The organism is Rothia sp. HMSC062H08 (assembly GCF_001810775.1).
Lineage (GTDB): Bacteria > Actinomycetota > Actinomycetes > Actinomycetales > Micrococcaceae > Rothia.
In genome coordinates, this window is record NZ_KV802665.1 from 321,051 (window position 1) to 325,702 (window position 4,652).

A 4,652-nucleotide genomic window follows, 5' to 3' on the forward strand; every position below is an offset into this window, starting at 1 on the left:
CCATAGAAGATACGCTCCTATCATCGGTGACGGTGTGATATATGTGCATGTCAGGCCATTATTGGTAGGTCAAGCTGACCACCGGAAGGAAAACAGCCCCGTAGTGCACCCGCTGAACGCATCAATGCGTTATGGAACACTACAGTTACCACTGTAGCGCATCTTTGTGTCTATTTGCATTGTTTTGAGTGCAATAGTATCTGAACGTCATTATTCGGACACATCAACGCTTTATGCATCAAATATCTCTGCGCCCGCAGAATTTGTGCCATGGTTTAGTGTCTTCTGCCACGGTTTTTAACTACGACCAAAGACACTAACCTATGGCACAAATCCGCAACTCATGACCGGATCCCCGTCTGTGACAGGTGGGCGGGCAGGCTACACGGCGAGCGCGTACATGTCGCGGAGGGCCTCTTCCGCCTCGTCGAGGGCGTATCCGCTCTGGCAGAGAGCATCGCAGCCGTTACCGTAGCGGAGGCCGGCGAGGAACTCGCGGTCGGTCACCTCCGGCAGGTACACCATGAGGTATTCGCCGTTATCGGTGAAGAAGTCGTCAATGTTGGCGGCGTCCTGGCCGGAGTAGAAGGCGCGGAAGTCTTCGTCATTGTAGTAACCAACCGTGTACATGAGGGGCTCCTTTGGTCGCTCGGCGGAGTGGGTGAGAACGCGTTGTTGTTCTCTACCGCCAAAGGTAGGGGGCACCCCTGACACGATAAGGGGCTGCACCGCCCATACCGGAGAAAAAAAAGAAAATATTGCGTGACGAGGGGGTTTTCTGGAGGCGCGCTCCCCCGCCAAAGTCCCCCGCTGCACGGAAGATTAGGTGCGGACTGGCTTGCCTCCTGTGTGCCGTTGCCCCGCCTCCCATACACCGGACGGAAATTCGGTCATGGGTTACGGACTTCGACCATGGGTTAGTGACTCTGGGCTGGGGTTTTAACCCCCACCAAAGTCACTAACCCATGACCGGAAATCGGTGCTGTGCAGAGGGGGTAGATTACACGGCGGGTAGCTGACTGTTTCGATAGGTTGCTGTCTTTACTGCGGGGTAAAGACCCACGGCGAAAACACTAACCTATCGAAGGAGTCCCCGATCCTCCCCGCTTAACGGCGAAAAGCCACATGTGTTTCGAGAAGCCACCAAAGGTGGCTTTTCGAAACACATGTGGCTTCTGGGCGAATAACGGCGGATTACCACGCTACTTTCGGGTTTTACTCGCCCCTCAGGAATGACGCGACCTTACCCCAGAAACCCTTCTGGTTTCCAGCGTTACGGGTGCCCGTGGGGGTCGGCTGGAAAACCGGACGCTGCTGGCTCGACGCATCCTGCTGATACGCCGGGTTCTGCTGATACGCCGGGTTCTGCTGGTACGGGTAGTTCGCCTGCGGGTGCTGCGGGTTCGGCTGGTAGCCCTGCGCCTGGTAACCCGGTGCCTGATAGTTCGGATCCTGATAGCCCTGCGCCTGGTACGCGCCTGCCTGAGGCTGAGTACCCGGGTGGTATTGCGCATCAGAGTGGTAGTGGGCATCGGGGCGGTACTGGGATTCTGCACGGTGCGGGGCGTCCGCGTGGCCGTGTGCCTGGTATCCCTGCGGGTTCGGGCGGTACTCGGGGGTCGGCTGAGGAGCCTGCTGGTATGCGGGCGCTGCCTGATGTGCCGTCGCCTGGTTCGCGGCGGGACGCGGCGGGTTAGAGTACGCGGGGCGCGGGTTCGGCTGCTGCGGCTGGGCAGACGCCGGACGCTGTGCGGGAGCCGGGCGGGCCGCCGGTGCCGGGTGCGCCTCCTGAACAGGCTCGGCGGTAGGTGCGGGCTGAGCGGCAGGTGCCAGGCGCTTCGGGCTGGTGTGCGGTGTACGCTGTCGCGGCTGACCACCAGGAACCTGCAAATGCGACCCCTCAGGAACGCCACTCTGCTCGGCAAGATCCTGCACAACGAACGCCGAGCTGAAAAGTATGTCTTCCATGGTCCATTCAAGCGGTGGCTGCGCGTTCGGTGCCAGCTGCAGCTTGTCCAGTTCGCGCAGGTGCTGGGCGAGTACCTCCACCATGTAGTTGATGACGGCGAGGTTCGGCTGCTCCCCCAGGTTCTTCGGGTAGGCGAAGTGGTAGATGTAGGTGTTGATGTTCTGCCGCTTTTCCAGGGCTTTTGCCGTCTTCTCAACGGGGACACCGCCGCAGGTCAGATCCGAGATGCTCTCGAAGATTTTGGGGCCTTCAGAAGCACGCACGGTCAGCGGACGCGAGGGGTCCACAGCGGACTGTTTAGGCCAGAAAATGCCGGGTCGGAATGCCATCTGCAGGCTGTTGTTGACGACGATTTCCTTCTCGGGTCGCCAGGGCTTCTCGTGGTCCACGATGTACTTGCGCGGCATGGCGAAGGTGGTGAAGGAGCACGCGAAGCTCTGCAGCTCCTCCCCTGCCGGTGAGGTGCTCAGAATGTATGCTTTGGCGCGGTTCCAGGTTTCGCTGTTACGCATCTTGTTGACGAACATGGACAGCTTCGTCATGAACCCGTCGACTTTGACGGTGGGTGCGTCAGCGGTGATGAGGTAGATACGCGCCGTGCCGTAGAGCGAGGAGAGCGCATACTTCTTGTTGGATTCGCCGAAGTTGGTGCCCATGATGAGGTGGCAGGTGGGCGGGTTGACCGGTTCGCCGTCGTAGTAGGGCGTGTAGTCGAAGCCCATGTCGATGACCTGGCAGGATTCTGCGGCGGCGTGGATGCTGTCGAGGGTGAGGGTTTCGTTGGTGGGCGTGCCGTCTGCGTTGTTGAAGGCGATGAAGGCGGCCGTGTAGCCATAGGCTGCGCTCTTTGGCTTGTCGAGGGCGAGGGTGTTGCATTGCGGGTGGTGTGCGGCGTACTGCTGCTGGATGTGTGATACGGCGTTGTGCGGCATGGTCACTCCTTGGGGTGTGGTTGTTTATCGGATTCGATTGTGTGGGTGTGTGATGTGTTTTACTGTACGCTACTCCCCTGACAGGCTAAGCGGGAAAGGGCGCATTTTTCGCGATAAATCGCGATGCGACGGCTGTACTCTCACCGGCGAGCGCGCTCTCAGCGGCGAGTTTGGTGGGTGGAGGAGGGACGGTGGGCGGAGGGGCGGCGCATCCAACTGTGCGGGTGCGCCGCGCCCTCCTATTGATGGTGTACGTCAGGTGCTGTTAGCGCTGCTCGGTCTTCTACAGCGTGTGCTTCACCATTTCGGGGACCAGACGGGGTTCCTCCACCTGGTACGATGCCACATCCACCGCATCAGTGTTCAGAGTCCACCAGTCATCGGGCAGCGAGTCAATCCATGCTTCCCAATCCTTCGTGTGCCAATCGTACGAACGGTTCTGGAATTCATCCCAGCTATCGCCGCCAAGAGCCCTCGGGAAGACCGATACATCTACCGACGGGTCCGGTTCGTAGTCGTCCGGGCGGCCTTCATCCCAACACTCAAGGAACTGACGCCAGTTCTTCTTCGTGATGATGAAGGATTCTTCTCCCTCAGGGCCGAAGCGTTCCTGGTCCGCCACATAGGAGGAATCCTGCACACGCTTCCAGAAGGTGGGGACGTCAATCTCACCACGCTTGAGCAGATCAGCCAGGTACTCGATACGGTCATGCTTGGGGCCAAACGCCCCGCGGGGAAAACCGTCGCCGAAGGGCAGCAGGCGGCCAGCACGGTAGTCCTCCATGTTGATGGTCTCCCACGAGAAGCCGCCCTCCTCCTCGTACTGGTCAGGTTCCAGGCAGGGGTACCAGTCGCTGTCGTACACCATGCGCATCAGCTCAGCTGAACCGTCCTCACCTTCACGGGTGTAACGATCCACCAGGCCAGCACGCACGTACTTCTCCTGCGCCTCATTCAGATGGTACTGACCACCCTTGCGGCGGAAACCCAGCTTCTCGGTCTCGATACCAAGCTTCAGGCGGCTCTTGTGCACTGCCACAGCAGCTTCAATCGTCTTCTGGCTCAGCGGCATGATATCCACCAAACGGGTCATCGTCTCGTACGGAGTAACAAGGTTCAGAGTGCGCAGCGTCTCTTCACATCCGCTAGGATCTTCCCTGTACATGCCTTCTTCGACGAAGTCGAGCTTCTTTTTCAAAGGCATGTTCGGAATCTCTTCACGCAGCTTGTTGAGCCACTCAACAGCGAATTCATCCTCAGGATCATCATCCACGCTGTTTTCAGCCAGCGTCACCTGCCACGCCATGTACTCATCCACGTTGAAACGCTCCGTGTACATCGGTTCCATGGCGTCGCAGCGTTCCTTATTGATCTGGCGACGCTTCTCTTCCAACGCCTGGTAGTACTCCAGATCGTCCAGGGTCTTCTGCTGAGTGTTAGTCGTGGGGTTGTCCATGGTGGTTGGTCCTTTCTCTCGGATGCGCTGGGAGGGTGCGGTGCTCTCGGGGCGTGGGCTTCGGTGCTTCTGATTACAGATTAGAAAAGACCCCTGACAAGATAAGGGGCTGTGCCGCCCCGTATGGAAATTCGGTCATGGGTTACGGACTTCGACCATGGGTTAGTGACTTTGGGCTGGGGTTTTATCCCCCGCCAAAGTCACTAACTCATGACCGAAAATCGGCACTGTGCAGAGGGGGGTAGATTACACGGCGGGTAGCTGGCTGTTTCGATAGGTTGCTGTCTTTACTGCG

3 protein-coding genes are annotated in these 4,652 nt (G+C 58.8%); all 3 read right to left on the bottom strand.

Features of this window, described 5'->3' with window-relative positions:
- Positions 1-381: 381 nt before the first annotated feature.
- Positions 382-630 (bottom strand): hypothetical protein, encoded by a 249-nt coding sequence (locus HMPREF2765_RS03990; RefSeq protein WP_005505891.1) that lies wholly within the window; start codon positions 628-630, stop codon positions 382-384.
- A gap of 585 nt (positions 631-1,215) precedes the next feature.
- Positions 1,216-2,901 (bottom strand): histidine kinase, encoded by a 1,686-nt coding sequence (locus tag HMPREF2765_RS03995; RefSeq protein ID WP_070604339.1) that lies wholly within the window; start codon positions 2,899-2,901, stop codon positions 1,216-1,218.
- A 283-nt stretch (positions 2,902-3,184) separates the two neighbouring features.
- Positions 3,185-4,357, bottom strand: coding sequence for a hypothetical protein (locus HMPREF2765_RS04000; protein ID WP_070604341.1), 1,173 nt, complete (start codon positions 4,355-4,357; stop codon positions 3,185-3,187).
- Positions 4,358-4,652: the final 295 nt, after the last annotated feature.